Below are 15,759 nucleotides of genomic sequence, written 5' to 3' on the forward strand. Positions count from 1 at the left end.
CGGGCGCGGCGGTGCAGGCGGCCGGGTCGTCGGCGCGGTCGGGCGCACCGGTCCCGCCGGCGACGTCGCGCGAGCCCGCGTCGGGGCCTGCCGCTCCGAGCGCGTCCTCGTGGCGGCGGCCTTCGGCCCCCGGCGGCCGTCCGTCGCCGGCCCGGTCCACGTCGACCGGTGGCTCGTCGAGCGGCAGCGCCCAGGGGTCGTCCTCGGGCAGCAGCCCGCTCCACGGCCCCTCGGCGGGCGCGACCTCGGGCGGCTGCCACAGCGCCACGGTCTTCCGGCCGGCCGGGGAGGCGTCGTCGGCCACGGAGACGACCTGCTCGGGTGGGACGCCGATCAGCCGGGCCGCGCTCACCGCGGGCTCGGCGGTGGTCGCCGACGCCAGCAGGAACACCGGGTCCGCGCCGTAGATCCCCGCGACGCGGCGCAGCCGCCGCAGGACGGCGGCGACGTGCGCACCGAACACGCCACGGAACGCGTGGCACTCGTCCAGCACGACGTAGCGGAGCGACCCGAGCAGGCGGGCCCAGCGGCGGTGCTGCGGCAGCAGCGCGAAGTGCAGGAAGTCGGGGTTGGTGAGCACCACGTCCGCGTGCTCCTGCACCCAGCGGCGCTCCTCCTGCGCGGTGTCGCCGTCGCAGGTCGAGACCCGGACGTCCCGGAGCCGCGCGGCGGACAGCAGCCGGTCGAGCGCATGCCGCTGGTCCGCCGCGAGCGCCTTGGTCGGGCACAGGTACAGGACGGACCCGCGGCGGGCCACCGTCTCGATGCGGCCGGGGTCGAGAGCGCGCGCCGCGGCTTGCGCCCGGACCGCCGACAGCGAGGGCAGCCAGAACGCCAGGGACTTGCCGGAACCGGTCGACGTCGAGAGCACGGTGTGCCGCCCGGACCACACGGCGTCCGCGGCGAGCGCCTGGTGCCGCCACGGTCGCTCGACGCCGAGCGCGCGGTAGCCGGCCACCAGGTCGGGGTCGGCCCAGGCGGGCCAGTCCACGGCGGTGCCCTCGCGCGCGGGCAGGTGACGCACGTGCGTCAGGCGGTCGGCCCGCCGGCCCGCGGCGAGCAGCACGTCGAGCAGCTCGCCGGTCCCCACCACGGCACCATCCTCGCCCCTCGGCGGCCCCGCGTCGTACCGGGGCGCTCGCACCCCGCAGGCGATCCCGACCCGCTCCGCCGCGCGGGGCAGGATGGGCACGTGGCGACGCACATCGACCTGAACTGCGACCTCGGCGAGGGCCTCGGCCCGTGGACCCTCGGCGAGCCCGGGACGGACGAGGCGCTGCTGTCCGTCGTCACCAGCGCGAACGTCGCCTGCGGCTTCCACGCCGGCGACCCGTCGATCATGGCGGCCCGGTGCGCGACGGCCCTGGCCCGCGGTGTCGCGGTCGGGGCGCACGTGGCGTACCGGGACCTCGTCGGGTTCGGCCGGCGCCGGCTCGACGTGCCGCCGGGCGAGCTCGCCGCCGAGGTCAGCTACCAGGTCGGCGCGCTGCAGGCCGTCGCCCGGACCGTCGGGGCGCGGGTCGGTTACGTCAAGCCGCACGGGGCCCTCTACAACCGGATCGTGCACGACGAGGAGCAGGCCGCGGCGGTCGTCGCGGGGGTCGTGGGCGTCGACCCGACGCTGGCGGTCGTCGGCCTGCCCGGGTCGGCGGTGCTCCGGCACGCGCGTGCGGCCGGCCTGCCGACGGTGACCGAGGCGTTCGTCGACCGCGGTTACCTCGCGGACGGCACGCTGGTGCCGCGCGACCGCCCCGGTGCGCTCGTCACCGACCCGGGCGAGGCGGCCGAGCGCGCGGTGCGCATCGCGACCGACGGCGCCGTGGTGGCGGTGGACGGGACGCTCGTGCGGGTCGACGCGGCCTCGCTGTGCGTGCACTCGGACACGCCGGGCGCGGTGCCGGTCGCGCGGGCCGTCCGGGCGGCCCTCGAGGCGGCCGGGGTCGAGCTGCGTCCGGTCGCTCCGTGACCGGGGGCTCCCGGTGACGGCACCGACGGCGGACGGGGTCCGCGTCGTGCCGTACGGCGTCGACGCGCTGCTCACCGACCTGCCCGACCTCGTGGCGGTCCGCGCGCTCGACGACACCCTGCGGGTCGATCCGCCGCCCGGCGCGGTGGACGTCGTCCCCGCCGCGCGCACGGTGCTGGTGCGGTTCGCGACACCCGGGGACGCCCGAGCCGCGGCCGACGGGCTGACGGAGGCGGCCGGGGCGGCGGTCGCCACGGCCCGCGCCGGTCGGCCCGCCGCTGCCCCGGACCGCCGGGCGACGGACGGCGCCGCCGACGTCGTCCTCCCCGTCCGCTACGACGGCGCCGACCTCGCGGAGGTCGCCCGGGCGACGGGTCTGACCGAGGACGAGGTCGTCCGCCGGCACGCCGAGCGGACGTACACGGTGGCGTTCGGCGGCTTCATGCCCGGGTTCGCCTACCTCACCGGGCTCGACCCCGCCCTGCGCGTCCCGCGGCGGGCGACGCCGCGCGAGCGCGTCCCGGCGGGCGCGGTGGCGATCGCGGGCGAGTTCGCCGCCGTCTACCCGGCGGCGACCCCCGGCGGGTGGATGCTGCTCGGCACCTGCGACGTGCCGCTGTTCGACGTCGACCGCGACCCGCCCGCCCTGCTCCGCCCGGGCGCCCGCGTGCGGTTCGCCCCGGGCGCGGAGCGGATGACCGCGGAGACCGGCCCCGGCGCCTCGGTGCCCGGCCCGCGCCCCGGCCCGCTCGGGCCCGGTGCACGCGCCGAGACCGGTGTGCGCACCGCTCCACGCACGCGCGCCGACGACCCGCGCGCCGACGACCCGCGCGCCGACGACCCGCACGCCGTCGTCGAGGTCCTCGCCCCGGGCCCGCTGACCCTCGTCCAGGACCGAGGCCGCCCGGGCCTGGCGGCCGTCGGCGTGGGCAGGTCCGGTGCGGCCGACGCCGGCGCGCTCCGCCTGGCGAACCGCCTCGTCGGCAACGCCCCCGGGGCTGCGGGCCTGGAGGTGCTGCTCGGGGGCCTGGTGCTCCGGTTCCCGGCCGGCGGGGTGGTCGCGCTCGCGGGCGCCGAGGTGCCGGCCGACGTCGACGGGGTCCCGATCGCCCCGCACGCCGCGACGCGTGTCCCGCCCGGCGGCGTGCTGCGCACCGGTACGGCGACGCGCGGCCTGCGGCTCTACCTGGCGGTCCGCGGCGGGCTCGACGTGCCGCCGGTGCTCGGGTCGCGCGCGGCCGACCGCCTCGCCGGCCTGGGGCCCGCTGCGCCGGGCGCCGGGGACGTGCTGCCCGTCGGCGCCGAGGTCGTCGACGCCGCCCAGCCGTGGGCCGATCCGCCACGCGACTGGCCGGACACCGCCGTGCTGCGCGTCACGCCGGGGCCGCGTGCCGACTGGTTCGCGCCGGGCGCGTTCGACCGGCTGCTCGGGGCCCGGTACGCGGTCACCCCGGCGAGCGACCGTGTCGCGCTGCGCCTCGACGGCCCGCCGGTCGGGCGCGCGGACCGCGGGGAGCTGCCGTCCGAGCCGCTGGTCCCGGGGGCGGTGCAGGTGCCGCCCGACGGACGCCCGGTGGTGTTCGGCGCGGACCACCCGGTGACCGGTGGCTACCCGGTGCTCGCGGTCGTCGAGCCCCGGTCGCGGGACCTCGCGGCGCAGCTCCGTCCCGGCGACCCGGTGGCGTTCGCCGCGCTCGACCAGCCCGCCACGACGCGCTGACCGCACCTCGCCCGGGTGTCCGCCGGCAGGTTCGCCGACCCCGCGGCGCCGGGCCCCGGGGCCGCGCCGGACACGCGTGAGCACGCAACACGCCGGTCGGGGCCGCGCGGTCTGTTTGAATGCTCCCGGAAGACAGAGGGGAGCTCCCGTGGACGTCAGCGTGGCCAGCAGGACCGTCGAGGGCAGGACCGTCGTCGACGTGACCGGCGAGATCGACGTGTACACCGCGCCCGCGCTGCGCGAGAAGCTCACCGCCCTGGTCGACGCCGGGCACGTGGACCTGGTCGTGAACCTCACCGAGGTGCGGTTCATGGACTCCACGGGGCTCGGCCTCCTGGTGGGCGTGCTGAAGCGTGTCCGGGGGCTCGACGGGCGGCTGCAGCTCGTCATCGACTCCGAGCGGCTGCTCAAGGTCTTCCGCATCACGGCCCTGACCCAGGTGTTCACGATCCGGGAGACGGTGGACGAGGCGCTCGCCGCCGACCGCGAGGGCTGAGCGGCGGTCCGGGCGGCCGCCGCGCCGATGACGCCGTCGCCGATCGACGCGTCCGCGTCTGCTGCGCCGACCCGCCACCCGGCTGGCCCGGCACGACCCGGCGTGACGGGCGGGCCCCCTGCGCCCGCCCGCCACCCCCGCGTCTCCGACGCCGTCCCCGGCCGGGCCGTCAGGACAGGTACTGCCCGACGAGCTGGACGACCTCGCCGCCCCGGACGTCCACCCAGAACTGCGCCGCCCCGCCGCCCACGCCGTCGACCCGGGAGGTCGCGGAGCAGCTCGGGTCTCCCGGGCTGGTCAGACCGGCGAGGTCCCGCGCGTGCTGCTCCACGGTCGCGTCCGGGCGGACGCAGAACCCGGTGACGACCACGTCGGGCGCGAGCGCCACGGTCCGCGACCGCTGGACCTCGTCGATCACCAGGAAGCCGGAGGGCGGGAGGTCCATCCCCTCCTCCAGCAGCTCCGGTGCGTTCTCCCGCGCCCAGGTGGTCGCGGCCGCGCCCCCGTAGAACAGCTCGAGGTCGACGGTGATCGTGCGCGCGTCCGGGTCGACGGCGAGCACGCTGCCGAAGAAGTCGCCGTCCTCCAGCCCGTCGCCCGAAGAAGGTGCGTCGGCCACGAGGCTCTCGTGCCCGTCCCACCGGCTGCGGTAGGGGTCGACGAGCGGACGGGTGTCCGCGGTCGGCGCCTCGGTAGCCGGCGGGGTCACCGGGTCCGGTGCCACCGGCTCCTCGGTCGGGGCCGTCACCACCGGCGTGCGCTCCGGGGTGGGCGCCGTCGGGCTGGGTGCCGGCAGCGCGGGCTGCGGGTCGGGGGAGCGCAGGTCGGCGAGGGTCGCGCCGGTCAGCACGAGCGCACCCGCCGCGGCGAGCGCGGCCACCCCGGCGGCCCCGCGGCGCACGACGCGCCGCCGCCGGCGCAGCCCGACCACCCGGTCCGGGTCGGCGGGCCGTCCCCGGTCCGCGGCGTCGTCCGCCATCTCGTCCAGTGCCCGGCTCAGGTCGAAGGTCACAGCGAGCTCCTCTCCTCGTCGCGCGCCGCGCGCCCGTGCACCGGTCCCAGCAGTCCCTCCAGGCGGTGCGTCCCGGTGGACAGGTAGCGCTTCACGGCGCCGACGCTCACGCCGAGGGTGTCGGCGATCTCGGCCAGCGGGAGGTCGTCGTAGTACCGCAGCACCACGCACGCACGCTCCCGGCGCGGAAGGGTCGCGAGCGCCGCTCGGACGTCGAGCTGGGCCGTGACCCGGTCACCGGCGTCCGGCACGGGGAGCGTGCTCTCGTACCCCAGCCGGGGGACCGCGTCCCGCCACCGCCGGAGCCGGCGGTGGCGGTCGACGAACGTGGTGAGGACCGCGCGGCGGACGTACGCCTCCGCGGTGTCCAGGTCCACCCCCGACCGGGAGCGCACCATCGTCTTGACCAATGCGTCCTGCACGAGGTCCTCGGCATCGCGCAGGTCCCCGGTCAGCAGGTACGCGTAGCCCACCAGGGCGCGTCCCCGCTCGCGGGCCAGCGCCGCGACCGCCTCGTCTCCGTGCTGCACGCTCGTCCTCCCGGCCGTGTCGATCGTCTCGTGATGTGGACGAGCACCGGGTGCCGGAGGTTGTACCGGCCACCCGTTCGGCTCAGGGACTCGTCAGGGGACGACCAGCGTGAACGGCTCCGAGACCACGAACGTCCAGTCGCCCGTGCCGAGCCCGGGCGTCGTCGTCCCGTCCGGCAGGACGTAGGCGATCGGCGCGAGGAACGCGTGCACGTAGGCCTGGTACTCCCCGCTCGGCAGCTCGGGCAGGCCCGGGTCCGTGCCCGCGCACGCCACGAGTCCCTCGGGGCCGACCCGGTCCGCCGTCCGCGGGATGCCCGAGCCCAGCACGTTGGTCCCGACCGAGTCCCAGTTCGTGAAGCTGGTGCCGACGACGACGCCGTCCTGGACGAGCGTCAACCACCCCCAGCCGCCCTCGCGGTAGACGAGCTTCCCGGGTCCGACGTACTCGAAGGTCGCGGGGACGGTGCTCAGATCCGCGAAGGCGACCCGGGTGCCGGACGCGGGCGTCGTGAGCCGCAGCGACGTGTCGCTGGGGGTCGGTGCGGGCTGCCCGCAGGTCGGCCAGTCCACGAGCGGCACCGGGATGAGGGCGTCACCGGTGTGGGGCGTGGGCGCCATCGTGGTCGCGTCCTCGCCCTCGATGACGAGGGGGACCGGGTCCCCGAGCACGATCCGGTGCTCGCCCAGCGCCGCGAGGGCATCGCTCTCCACGAGCCCGCCGTCGCTCGGGACGTCCTGGTCGTCACCCAGGTCGACGACCTCGGCCCACGGCTGCAGCGTGTAGCTCCCGGCGGGGAGCGGCTCGCCGGCGACGACGTCCGGCTGGGACTCCGGGGCGCAGGTGACCGGCGCGAGCCAGTCCCGTGCAGACGGGACGCCGCCGAGGTCCCGGTTCGCCAGCTGCCACGCCGGCACCGACCCCGTGCCCGAGGACGACAGGCCGACGACGACCCCGTCCCGCACCACGGCGATCGTCGCCCCCGCGGTCGGAAGGGCCGCGATCACGGGGGCCGACGTGCCCATGTCGACCCACGTGTCGACCGCGACCTGCTGCCCTGTGGGCACCCGGTCGGTCGTGGTCTCGACGTGCGCGCCGAACCGGTCGTCGAGCGGGAGGGCCGTCGGGCTCGTGACGAGCGACCCGCAGGCACCGAAGGCGAGCGACGGGTCGCCCGCGGCCAGGACCGTCCCGCGCGCCGGGGTCTCGGACGGGGTCGGTGCGGGGGTGCTCGGCGTGGGCGCCGGCGCGCTCGTCGTGGGCCTCGGCACCGGCGCCGCAGGTTGCGGCTCCGGGGTGCGGCCGAACGCGACGCCCCCCAGCACGGCGGCGCCGAGGACCGCCAGCGTCGTGACGGACACCCCGGCCGTACGCCGTCGACGCGCTCGGGACGCGGCGGACGTGATCCCGTCCGCGGACAGCCCCGCGCCCTCGCGCATCCGCGCCACCTGGTCGTCGGCGCCCCGCCGGGCGAGGTCGCCGAACGCGCCGTGCAGGTCGTGCTCGTTCATCGCCGGTCCTCCGTCGCCGTCCGCACCTCGACCGTCTCCGCGGCCGGGCGCACCTCCCCCATGAGCGCACCGAGGCGCTTCGTGCCTTCCGACAGGTAGCGCTTCACCGCGCCCTCCGAGATCCCGAGCCGGTCGGCGATGCCCGCGACGGTCAGGTCCTCGTAGAACCGGAGGACCACGCACGCCCGCTCGCGCGGCCCGAGGTGCCGCAGCGCGGACTCCAGGTCGGCCGCGGTCTCCGTCGCGCCGGCGGTGGGTGCTTCGGCCTCGGGCGTGACGAGCAGGTGGGCCCGCCTCTGCCAGAGCCGTCGGCGCCGGTACTGGTCCAGGTACGTCGTCAGGACGGCCTTCCGGACGTACGCCTCCAGCGACTCGATGTCGGCGCCGGCCCGCCACCGGGACCACGCCTTCGCGAGCGCGTCCTGCACCAGGTCCTGCGCGCTGTCGTGGTCACCGGTCAGCAGCCGGGCGTACCCGACCAGCGCCGGGCCGCGTGCGGCGACGAACTCCGTCACCTGTTCCTGCCACGCCACGTCGTCCCCCTCGTCGTCGGCCGCCCGCGCGGGGCGGCCGGGCGATCCTGTCGTGAGGTGGGACGAGGACCTGCTGCGGAACGTTGGGTCGGCAGCGGAGATCACCCGGTCGGCGCAGCGACCCGCGAGCACGCCTCACGGCACGACGAGCGTGAACGGCTCCCCGACGACCTGGCGCGTGGTCACCTCCGACCCGCGCGGGACGATCTCCGTGCCGTCGGGACCGACGAGCCCGTACGGGCTCGCCAGCACCACGGGGTAGGCCGTGTACGTGCCGGGTTCGAGCGGGACGTCGTACGCCGTCACCAGCCCGTCTGCGCACGTCCGCCAGGACGCGGTCGGCACGACGGTCCCGACCGTGCTGCCGAAGTCGATGTCCTCCAGGCCGTAGGCCACCTCGGTGGCGGCGACCACCGCGCCGTCGCGCGTCAACCGGAGCAGGCTGCCGCGACCGAGCGAGATCCGGCCGGAGCCGCCGTAGGTCGTGCTGACCTCGACGCCCGTCCCGGCGGTGACGGTGCCCTGCGGACCGGTGACGGCGAGCACCCCGCCGGCCGGGTCCGGCGTCACGACGGCGGCGCAGCCGTCGGGGTAGGTGGTCAGGTCGTCCGCGACGCCGACACCGTCGAGGCTCGGCGGCCCGGCCGGGGCCTGCGGGAGCGCGGCCGCGTCGGCCTCCTGCGCCTCGACGCGGACGGGCACGGCGGCGGACACCACCGAGCCCTCCTCGAGCGGGACGTGCTCGGCGACGTCCGCCGCCGTGTAGACGCCGTCCCCCGCGACGAGGGTCAGCAGCGCGTCGCGCCCGGTCGTCCACACCCCGGCGACCGCGATCGCCTCGTAGTCACCGGCGGGCAGCGGCTCGCCCGCCGAGGCGCCCGGGGCGTCGCACACGGTCGGCGTCACGTGGCTGACGAAGGTCGGGGTCGACGCGTGCTCCCCGTCGTCGTAGACGAGGGCCACCGTGTCCACCGTCGACGCGGACGGGTACGTGGGCGCCGTGGCGACCACGACGCCGTCCCGCGCGAGCAGGACGGTCGGCCCCGTCGCCGGCGCGACCGCGCCGACGTCGCCCGAGGTGATCTGCCACGTCGTCCGCACCTCGACCGGCGCGCCACCGAGCACCGACGGCGTCGCCGACAGGCCGAGGCCGAGCCCCGCGGCGGTGGGGGCGACGGCCGGTGCGCCGACCACCGACCCGCAGGTACCGAACGGCAGCGAGGGGTCGCCGGCGGGCAGCGCCGAGGTGGGCGCGGTCGCCGTCGGCGTCGCAGACGGAGCCGGGGTGGTCGGGGACGGCGTGGGCCCCGTCGGCGGCGCGGCAGGTGCGGGATCGGCCCGCTCCCAGGACGCCACGGCGACGCCGCCGGCGGCGACGCCGAGGACGGCGCACGCGGTCACGGCGGCCACGAGCGCGGTGTGCCGGACGCGCCCGCGCCGGGCGCGCGCGGTCATCGCGTCGACGGGCAGGCCGCCCCCGGCGCGCGTGCGGGCGTCCTCCTCGGTGGCGACGCCCTGCACGAGGTCGTCGAGCGCGCGGCGCAGCTGGTCGCTCATCGCCGGCCTCCGTTCGTGGTCGAGAGGTCCTCGGTGTCCAGGTCGCCGGCGACGCCGAGCAGGCGGCTCAGGCGGCGCGCGGCGTCGGACAGGTAGCGCTTGACGGCACCCTCGGAGAGGTCGAGACGGTGGGCGATCTCCGGGACCGTCAGGTCGTCGTAGTGGCGCAGCACGGTGCAGGCCCGCTCACGCGGGGACAGCCGCCCGAGCGCGTCGGCGACCTGCGCGCGGTCGACGGTGGCGCGTTCCGGCGACGGCGTGGGGGAGTCGTGGACCAGGAGGTGGGCGTGGTCCCGCCACGCCCGCTCCCTGCGGCACCGGTCGATCCAGCCGTTCAGGACGGCGCGGCGCACGTAGGCCTCGAGCCAGGTGATGTCGGCGCCGGAGCGCCGCCGGGACCAGGCGCGGACGATCGCGTCCTGCACGAGGTCCTCGGCCGTGGCCGTGTCGCCGGTGAGCAGGCGCGCGTAGCCCACGAGCGCGGGTCCGCGCTCACGGGCGAACGCCGCCAGGTCGTCCTGCCAGGTCACCGAGGTCCTCCGCCGCTGTCGTCCGGGAGCGGCGTCGCCGTGCCCGGTGCGAGTGTCGCGGGGTGGACGGGGCGCGGGCCCCGACCGTTGGGGGGTGCCCGGACGCCTCACCCGTTCGGCTCAGCGCGTCACGCGGTACACCAGGCTGCCCCGTCCGCCCGGCCCGGGCTGCTCGGTCACCTCGACGTGGTAGCCCCGGAGCGTCAGGGAGAACGACGTGTCGTCCCCAGCCAGGCCGGCGTGCTCGGACACCGTGCCGCCGGTCGTCCGGTCGGCGGCGATCGCGACGCCGGCGAGCGCCGCGCGCGCCTGCTCGTCCGAGGTCCGTGTGCCGTCCTCGCCGCTCATCACCTCCCAGTGCGTGACGGGCAGCCCCCGCACCCCGAGCGCCGTGGCCGCACGCTGGAGCGCGTCGGTGCCGGTGACGCCCACGGTGACCTTCCAGCCGTCGAGGCCGCTGGTGATCACCTCGAGCACGCCGTCGCCCACGAGCGGGACGTCCGCCAGCGGGTAGTCGGCCGGGAGGTCCGGGTCGTCGGCGAGCGGCGCCTCCTCGGGCAGCAGGGTCACGTCGACCGCGGAGGACATGACGTACGCGGCCTCGTCCTCGCCCTCGGCGCCGTCGGCGAGGGCGGCGACCGCCACCAGCGCGTAGTCGCCGGGGGCGGGCACGGCGCCGGCGAGGCCTCCGGCGTCGGTGCCGGGGCAGGAGCGCAGGGCGCCGGACCCCGTCGGCACCGCGAGACCCGCGACTGCGCGCTCGCTCGCGGCGTCGCCCGCGACCAGCCGGGCGGCGTCGTCCGCCACCGCGACCACGGCACCGTCCCGCACCAGGGCCACGGCCGGTGTCCGCAGGGGGAGCACGTCCGGGCCGTCGGCGGTGACCCAGACGGGGACCTGGGGTCCGAGCGACCGTCCCACCAGCTCGCCCCCGGCGTCGGACCCCGGCATGCCGAGGTGCAGCCTCAGGTCGCCCACGCCGGTCGCGAGGCCCGCGACGTCCGCGCCGCACAGGACGGACCCGCTCGGCTCGACCGGCTCCCGCGGGTCCGCCGCCCCGGCGGGTGCGGCCGCCCCGTCGACGGCCGCGTCGTCGGGCCGGGGCCAGCCCACCGCGGAGCCGCCCACGCCGATCGCGACGGCCGCAGCGCCGCCCACTGACGCCCGCGCGACGGCCCGCCGCGTCCGGGCCCGACGCACTCGTCCCCGCAGCCGCACGAGGCCGCTCGTCCCCCCGAGCGCCCGGTCGTCCCGCCCTGTCGGTCCGTCCACGGCGTCGCGCAGGGCACGCCCCAGATCGATGCTCACCGTCATGCCCTCCCGGTCGTCGTCAGGTCGATCACGTGCGCCTCGGGGGCCGGCACCACCGGGCCCAGCAGCTCTTCCAGGGCAGCGACGCCGTCGTGCAGGTACCGCTTCACCGCGCCGTCCGAGACCCCGAGCCGGCGAGCGATCTCGGGGACGGTCAGGTCGTCGTAGAACCGGAGCACCACGGCAGCGCGGTGCCGCGGGGCGAGCCGGGTGAGGGCGACCTCGACGTCGGTGCGCTCGGCGGCGAGGTGGTCGTGCGCCGGCGCGTGCTCGGGACGGGCGACGAGGTGCCGGACGCCGTCCCACAGCCGGCGTCGCCGGTGCCCGTCCAGGTAGGCGTTGAGGATCGCCCGCCGCACGTATCCCTCGATCGCGGCGAGGTCGCGGAGGCTGCCGCGCCCCCGGGAGAACGTGCGGACGAGTGCCTCCTGCGTCAGGTCCTCGGCCTCGCGGGGGTCGCCGGTGAGCAATGAGGCGTACCGCACGAGCGCGGCGCCGCGCTCGTGCACCAGCGCACTGAGCGCGTCGTCCCAGCCCGCCATCCCAGCCTCCTACCCACCGGCCGCGCCGGACGGCGACGACTCTCACGGATCATGACGAGCGGCGGGGCCGGAACCGTTGCCCCCACCGGGCATCCTGGCGGCCGAGTGGTGGAACCGGCCGTGGCACCCCTTCCCAACCGGACATATCTGGCTACAGTGGCGTCCTCTCGCGCGGCAACGGAGCAGCGCGAACCGAGGGGCGGCTCGGGCAGGGCCGTGCCCCGCGTCCGAGGGGGATGCATGGTCGAGCTCGGGTCCGAGAGCCTCGTGGTGGTCGGCGTCATCGCGGTCGTGGCGGTCGCCGCCCTCGTCGTGGCGGTGGTGCTGCGCCGGCAGGTCCTGGCCGCGGACGAGGGGTCCGTGTCGATGCGGGCGATCGCCGCGGCGGTGCAGGAGGGTGCGGCGGCGTACCTGTCGCGGCAGCTGCGCACGCTGGTGCTGTTCGCCGTGGTGGTGTTCGCGCTGCTGTTCCTGCTGCCGGGCGACGCGGGGGTGAAGATCGGCCGCTCGGTGTTCTTCCTGGTGGGGGCGGGGTTCTCCGCGTCGATCGGGTACCTGGGCATGTGGCTCGCGACCCGGGCGAACGTGCGGGTGGCGGCCGCGGCGTCGCTGCCCGGCGGGCGGGCGAACGGGGCGCGGATCGCGCTGCGGACCGGTGGCGTCGTGGGGATGTCGGTCGTCGGGCTGGGGCTGCTCGGCGCGGCGGTGGTCGTGCTGCTGTACCGGGGCGACGCGCCCGCGGTGCTGGAGGGCTTCGGCTTCGGGGCGGCGCTGCTGGCGATGTTCATGCGGGTCGGCGGCGGCATCTTCACCAAGGCGGCGGACGTGGGCGCCGACCTGGTCGGGAAGGTCGAGCAGCACATCCCCGAGGACGACCCGCGGAACGCCGCGACCATCGCGGACAACGTGGGGGACAACGTCGGCGACTGCGCGGGGATGGCGGCCGACCTGTTCGAGTCGTACGCCGTGACGCTGGTGGCGGCGCTGATCCTCGGCCGTGCGGCGTTCGGCGAGGAGGGGCTGGTGTTCCCGCTGATCGTGACGGCGATCGGCGCGGTGGTCGCGGCACTGGGGGTCGTGGTGACCCGGGTGCGCGGCGACGAGAGCGGGCTGACGGCGATCAACCGCGGGTTCGCGGTGGCCGCGGTGGCGGGCGCGGTGCTCGCGGCGGCCGCGGCGTTCGTCTACCTGCCGTCCTCGTTCGCCGACCTGGCGGGGACCGCCGGCCTGGGCGACCACCCGGGCGACCCGCGGGCGGTGGCGGCCGGCGCGGTCGCGATCGGCGTGGTGCTGGCGGGCGTGATCCTCTGGCTGACCGGCTACTTCACGGGCACGACGTCGAAGCCGACGATCCACGTGGCGCGCACGTCGCAGACCGGCGCCGCCACGGTGGTGCTGTCCGGCATCGGCGTGGGCTTCGAGTCCGCCGTGTACACGGCGGGCACCATCGCCGCGGCGATCTGCGCGGTGTTCCTGCTGGCGGGTGGGTCGATCTCGCTGTCGCTGTTCCTGGTGGCGCTCGCGGGCTGCGGCCTGCTCACCACGGTGGGCGTGATCGTCGCGATGGACACGTTCGGCCCGGTGAGCGACAACGCCCAGGGCATCGCGGAGATGTCCGGCGACGTCACCGAGGAGGGCGCCCAGATCCTCACGGACCTCGACGCGGTCGGGAACACGACCAAGGCCGTCACCAAGGGGATCGCGATCGCGACGGCGGTGCTCGCCGCGACGGCGCTGTTCGGGTCGTACGCGGACGCGGTGGCCGGGGCGCTCGGGGACCTGGAGCTGACGCGGGTGCCCGGGGACATCGTGCTGGCGATGACGGACTACCAGGTGATCAGCCCGGTGACGCTGGTCGGGGTGATCCTGGGCGGCGCGACGGTGTTCCTGTTCTCCGGCCTGGCGATCGACGCCGTGACCCGCGCGGCGGGGGCGATCGTGTACGAGGTGCGGCGGCAGTTCCGCGAGCACCCCGGGATCATGACCGGCGCCGAGCGCCCGGAGTACGGCAAGGTCGTCGACATCTGCACCCGGGACTCGCTGCGCGAGCTCGCCACCCCCGGCCTGCTCGCCGCCTCCGCGCCGGTCGCGGTCGGGTTCGGGCTCGGCATCGGCCCGCTGGCCGGCTTCCTGGCCGGGGCGATCGGCGCGGGCGTGCTGATGGCGGTGTTCCTCGCCAACTCCGGCGGCGCCTGGGACAACGCGAAGAAGCTGGTCGAGGACGGCCGCTACGGCGGCAAGGGGTCCCCGGCGCACGACGCCGTGGTCATCGGCGACACCGTCGGCGACCCGTTCAAGGACACCGCCGGCCCGGCGATCAACCCGCTGATCAAGGTGATGAACCTGGTCGCGCTGCTGATCGCGCCCGCGGTGGTGGCCGTGAGCCTGGGCGAGGACGCGAACCACGTGCTCCGGCTGACGATCGCGATCGTGGCGGCGCTGATCGCGGCCACGGCGGTCCTGCTGTCGCGGCTGCGGGCGGCACGGGTGGACGAGGAGGCGCGGCTCGAGCGCGAGGTGCCGCTGCGGGCGTGACGGGCGGACGGGTGGGACCGCCCGCCTCGACGCCCGGCGGGCGGTCCGGCAGGCTGGAGGCCATGACCTCGAGCCGCGCCGCCGTCCTCCGCCCGTCCCGCCGAGCCCCCCGCCGCGTCCTGGCGGGCGCCGCGCTGCTCGCCCTCGCCGTGCCGCTCGCCGCCTGCTCCGGCGACGACGACCGGGTGCAGGCGTTCTGCTCCGCGGGCGAGGACGCGATGTCGGAGATCACCGCGGCCGGCTCGCTCAGCGACGACCCGCAGGCGTTCGCCGACGCGATCGGCGCGGCGCGGGACCAGTTCGACGAGGTCGAGGCCCCGGACGAGATCGCCGACTCGTGGGAGGTGTTCACCTCGACGTTCGCCGACCTCGACGACGCCCTGTCGGACATCGACCCGTCCGACCAGGAGGCGTTCACCGCCGCGCTGCAGCAGTTCGCCGAGTCGGCCGACTCCGAGGACCTGTCCACCGCGAGCGACGAGCTGAGCGCGTTCACCACCGAGAACTGCGAGTGACCGTGCGGCTGCACCTCGTCCGGCACGGCCAGACCTCGTCCAACCTGGTCTCGGCGCTCGACACCGCCGCGCCCGGCGCCCCGCTGACCGAGGAGGGCGAGCGGCAGGCCCGCGCCGTCGGGCGGGCGCTCGCCGTCGCCCCGCTCGACGCCGTGTACGCGTCCACGCTCGACCGGGCGCGGGCGACCGCCGCCGAGGTCGCGCGGCCGCACGGCCTCGACGTGCAGGTGCGGGAAGGGCTGCGCGAGGTGCTCGCCGGCGACCTGGAGATGCGCACGGACGAGGCGTCGGTGCACCGCTACCTGTCGACCATGGTGGCGTGGGCGTCGGGCGACCTGGACGCGGAGATGCCCGGCGGCGAGTCGGGCCGCGCGACGCTCGACCGGTTCGACGCCGTGGTCGACGAGCTGCTCGGCACGGGCGCCGAGACGGTCGCCGCGGTGAGCCACGGCGCGATGATCCGGCTGTGGGCGCTCACCCGCGCCGGGAACCTCGACGCCGCGACGGCCGGGCGGTGGGCGCTCGACAACACCGGCGTGGTGACGCTGGAGACCGGTGGCCCGACCGGGTGGTACGCGATCCGCTGGCAGGACGAGGTGGTGCCGCACGCCGCGCCCGCCGGGGGCGACGGGCCGGGCGGGGAGCCGCTGCCGGTCTGACGGCGCGCCGCGTCGGGGAGGATGGTCCGGTGGACGCCGCACCGACCGAGCCCCTGACCGCCGACCCCGCGCTGGTCGCCGCCCTGCGCGCCGACCTCGCCGCGTCCGGGTTCACCGTGCCCGGCGTCGAGGAGCTGCTCGGCCCGGTCGCGAGCGCGGCCCTGCACCGCGAGGAGCCGGTGCCCGCGCTGCTGGCGACGGCCGGGGACGAGCCGCGCGCGGCGCTGGTGCGGGCGTTCGTGCTCGGCGTGCCGGTGCCCGCGGCGCACCTGGCCCGCGCGCTGCCGACGCTCGGCGTGCCGGGGGCGGAGCGGCTGGGGCTCGTCGCCGCGGCCGGCGCC

The 15,759-nt window shown here is 77.2% G+C and carries 16 protein-coding genes; 7 read left to right on the forward strand and 9 right to left on the reverse strand.

Annotated elements, in window-relative coordinates:
- On the reverse strand, nucleotides 1-1,093 hold a 1,093-nt coding region (locus FA014_RS11540), incomplete at its 3' end, for a DEAD/DEAH box helicase (protein ID WP_154729827.1).
- A gap of 99 nt (nucleotides 1,094-1,192) precedes the next feature.
- Here FA014_RS11540 and FA014_RS11545 point away from each other — a divergent pair.
- The 3 genes from FA014_RS11545 (at nucleotide 1,193) to FA014_RS11555 (ending at nucleotide 4,182) form a co-directional block, all read left to right on the forward strand.
- Nucleotides 1,193-1,966, forward strand: a complete 774-nt coding sequence (locus FA014_RS11545; protein WP_154729828.1) for a LamB/YcsF family protein — start codon at nucleotides 1,193-1,195, stop codon at nucleotides 1,964-1,966.
- Nucleotides 1,967-1,979: 13 nt separating this feature from the next.
- Nucleotides 1,980-3,686: an urea amidolyase family protein gene (locus FA014_RS11550; RefSeq protein WP_154729829.1), complete on the forward strand. Its 1,707-nt coding sequence runs from the start codon at nucleotides 1,980-1,982 to the stop codon at nucleotides 3,684-3,686.
- A gap of 148 nt (nucleotides 3,687-3,834) precedes the next feature.
- Nucleotides 3,835-4,182: an STAS domain-containing protein gene (locus FA014_RS11555; RefSeq protein WP_154729830.1), complete on the forward strand. Its 348-nt coding sequence runs from the start codon at nucleotides 3,835-3,837 to the stop codon at nucleotides 4,180-4,182.
- Nucleotides 4,183-4,351: 169 nt separating this feature from the next.
- Here the strand turns inward: FA014_RS11555 and FA014_RS11560 are convergent, their stop codons facing one another.
- The 8 genes from FA014_RS11560 to FA014_RS11595 all read right to left on the reverse strand — a co-directional run bounded on the left by FA014_RS11560 (nucleotide 4,352) and on the right by FA014_RS11595 (nucleotide 11,709).
- Nucleotides 4,352-5,194 carry a hypothetical protein gene (locus tag FA014_RS11560; RefSeq protein ID WP_154729831.1) on the reverse strand — a complete coding sequence of 281 codons (843 nt, stop codon included), beginning with the start codon at nucleotides 5,192-5,194 and terminating at the stop codon, nucleotides 4,352-4,354.
- Entirely contained in the window at nucleotides 5,191-5,724 is a 534-nt protein-coding gene (locus tag FA014_RS11565; RefSeq protein ID WP_154729832.1) for a sigma-70 family RNA polymerase sigma factor, read from the reverse strand. Before FA014_RS11565 ends, FA014_RS11560 begins: the two co-directional genes overlap by 4 nt.
- A 93-nt stretch (nucleotides 5,725-5,817) precedes the next feature.
- Nucleotides 5,818-7,236: a hypothetical protein gene (locus tag FA014_RS11570; RefSeq protein ID WP_154729833.1), complete on the reverse strand. Its 1,419-nt coding sequence runs from the start codon at nucleotides 7,234-7,236 to the stop codon at nucleotides 5,818-5,820.
- Nucleotides 7,233-7,769 (reverse strand): SigE family RNA polymerase sigma factor, encoded by a 537-nt coding sequence (locus FA014_RS11575; protein ID WP_154729834.1) that lies wholly within the window; start codon nucleotides 7,767-7,769, stop codon nucleotides 7,233-7,235. The genes FA014_RS11570 and FA014_RS11575 overlap by 4 nt, the downstream gene beginning before the upstream one ends.
- 135 nt (nucleotides 7,770-7,904) lie before the next feature.
- Nucleotides 7,905-9,326: a hypothetical protein gene (locus FA014_RS11580; protein ID WP_154729835.1), complete on the reverse strand. Its 1,422-nt coding sequence runs from the start codon at nucleotides 9,324-9,326 to the stop codon at nucleotides 7,905-7,907.
- Nucleotides 9,323-9,856 carry a SigE family RNA polymerase sigma factor gene (locus tag FA014_RS11585; protein WP_154729836.1) on the reverse strand — a complete coding sequence of 178 codons (534 nt, stop codon included), beginning with the start codon at nucleotides 9,854-9,856 and terminating at the stop codon, nucleotides 9,323-9,325. Before FA014_RS11585 ends, FA014_RS11580 begins: the two co-directional genes overlap by 4 nt.
- Before the next feature lie 120 nt (nucleotides 9,857-9,976).
- The gene (locus FA014_RS11590) at nucleotides 9,977-10,984 is read right to left on the reverse strand and encodes a hypothetical protein (protein ID WP_154729837.1); all 1,008 of its coding nucleotides are present in this window, start codon (nucleotides 10,982-10,984) and stop codon (nucleotides 9,977-9,979) included.
- 182 nt (nucleotides 10,985-11,166) lie between these two features.
- Entirely contained in the window at nucleotides 11,167-11,709 is a 543-nt protein-coding gene (locus FA014_RS11595; protein ID WP_154729838.1) for a sigma-70 family RNA polymerase sigma factor, read from the reverse strand.
- A 240-nt stretch (nucleotides 11,710-11,949) separates the two neighbouring features.
- Here FA014_RS11595 and FA014_RS11600 point away from each other — a divergent pair, with 240 nt between their 5' ends.
- From FA014_RS11600 to FA014_RS11615, 4 genes are all read left to right on the forward strand, one after another.
- Complete coding sequence (locus FA014_RS11600; protein WP_154729839.1) at nucleotides 11,950-14,244, forward strand: sodium-translocating pyrophosphatase; 2,295 nt, start codon at nucleotides 11,950-11,952, stop codon at nucleotides 14,242-14,244.
- A 62-nt stretch (nucleotides 14,245-14,306) separates the two neighbouring features.
- The gene (locus FA014_RS11605; protein WP_154729840.1) at nucleotides 14,307-14,759 is read left to right on the forward strand and encodes a hypothetical protein; all 453 of its coding nucleotides are present in this window, start codon (nucleotides 14,307-14,309) and stop codon (nucleotides 14,757-14,759) included.
- Entirely contained in the window at nucleotides 14,756-15,418 is a 663-nt protein-coding gene (locus tag FA014_RS11610) for a histidine phosphatase family protein (protein ID WP_230323090.1), read from the forward strand. Before FA014_RS11605 ends, FA014_RS11610 begins: the two co-directional genes overlap by 4 nt.
- Before the next feature lie 29 nt (nucleotides 15,419-15,447).
- Nucleotides 15,448-15,759: DUF7059 domain-containing protein (locus FA014_RS11615; protein WP_419178395.1), on the forward strand; the 312-nt coding region annotated here is incomplete at its 3' end.

It is taken from the genome of Cellulomonas hominis (assembly GCF_005239125.1).
In the GTDB taxonomy this organism is placed as follows: Bacteria; Actinomycetota; Actinomycetes; order Actinomycetales; family Cellulomonadaceae; genus Cellulomonas; species Cellulomonas hominis_A.

Bases quoted from the DNA above. Each gene is read 5' to 3' on its own strand.
- FA014_RS11570 (WP_154729833.1), bottom strand. From the start codon at position 7,236: ATGAACGAGCACGACCTGCACGGCGCGTTCGGCGACCTCGCCCGGCGG.
- FA014_RS11580 (WP_154729835.1), bottom strand. From the start codon at position 9,326: ATGAGCGACCAGCTGCGCCGCGCGCTCGACGACCTCGTGCAGGGCGTC.
- FA014_RS11595 (WP_154729838.1), bottom strand. From the start codon at position 11,709: ATGGCGGGCTGGGACGACGCGCTCAGTGCGCTGGTGCACGAGCGCGGC.
- FA014_RS11600 (WP_154729839.1), top strand. From the start codon at position 11,950: ATGGTCGAGCTCGGGTCCGAGAGCCTCGTGGTGGTCGGCGTCATCGCG.
- FA014_RS11605 (WP_154729840.1), top strand. From the start codon at position 14,307: ATGACCTCGAGCCGCGCCGCCGTCCTCCGCCCGTCCCGCCGAGCCCCC.